At 53.4% G+C, this 1306-nt stretch carries 1 rRNA gene; it reads right to left on the bottom strand.

The features are described from left to right. Positions 1 to 1237: ribosomal RNA gene (locus KBY97_RS14590) — 23S ribosomal RNA — on the bottom strand; the annotation flags it as partial. Between the last annotated feature and the right edge of the window lie 69 nt (positions 1238 to 1306).

Genomic DNA, 1306 nt, shown 5'->3' with positions numbered 1-1306 from the left:
CTTACGCTAACGCTTCACCCCACATGGAACGCTCCCCTACCATTTAACAAGTTAAATCCGCAGCTTCGGTACAATGCTTAGCCCCGTTCATTTTCGGCGCAGGATCGCTCGACCAGTGAGCTATTACGCACTCCTTTGAGGATGGCTGCTTCTGGGCAAACCTCCTGGTTGTCTGGGCAATCCCACCTCCTTTATCACTCAGCATTGATTTGGGGACCTTAGCTGGCGGTCTGGGCTGTTTCCCTTTCGACCATGGAGCTTATCCCCCACAGTCTGACTGCCTAGTTTCACACAGGGTATTCAGAGTTCGTCTCGATTTGGTACCGCTCTCGCAGCCCGCACCGAAACGGTGGCTTTACCCCCCTGCTATAGCACTAGACGCTACGCCTCAACGTATTTCGGGGAGAACCAGCTAGCTCCGGGTTCGATTGGCATTTCACCCCTAACCACAGCTCATCCGCTGATTTTTCAACATCAGTCGGTTCGGACCTCCACTTGGTATCACCCAAGCTTCATCCTGGCCATGGTTAGATCACCCGGGTTCGGGTCTATAAACACTGACGATCGCCCTATTCAGACTCGCTTTCGCTATGGCTCCACCATTCCCGGTTTAACCTGCCAGTGCCTATAAGTCGCCGGCTCATTCTTCAACAGGCACGCGGTCACCCGATCAGTCGGGCTCCCACTGCTTGTAAGCTCACGGTTTCATGTTCTATTTCACTCCCCTCCCGGGGTTCTTTTCACCTTTCCCTCGCGGTACTGTTGCGCTATCGGTCACACAGGAGTACTTAGCCTTACGAGGTGGTCCTCGCAGATTCACACGGAATTCCACGTGCTCCGTGCTACTCGGGATACAGCTAGGCCAGTTTCGTTTTCGTGTACGGGGCTTTCACCCTCTATGGCGCGCCATTCAAACGCTTTCACTAACGTCCCTGGTCCACGTTGCTGTCCCACAACCCCGATGGTCGAAACCATCGGTTTAGGCTCTTCCCCGTTCGCTCGCCGCTACTTAGGGAGTCGTTTTTACTTTCCTTTCCTCCAGCTACTAAGATGTTTCAGTTCGCTGGGTTGGCTCGAGCCGCCCTATGTATTCAGACGGCCGTTCTAGGGGTTGCCCCATTCGGAAATTCCCGGATCAAAGCGTGTTTCCAGCTCCCCGAGACTTATCGCAGGTAACCACGTCCTTCATCGCCTCTGTGTGCCAAGGTATCCACCGTGAGCCCTTTGTAGCTTGACCAATGTATCCCAACATTGCATTGCTGCCTTGAATTGCAGATTCTTCTGGATTCACCTCTTCATAACAAAA

This window comes from Synechococcus sp. ATX 2A4 (assembly GCF_024346375.1).
In the GTDB taxonomy this organism is placed as follows: Bacteria; Cyanobacteriota; Cyanobacteriia; order PCC-6307; family Cyanobiaceae; genus MW101C3.
The sequence above is the reverse complement of the archived record's forward strand: the minus strand, read 5'-3'. Positions and strand labels throughout refer to the sequence as shown.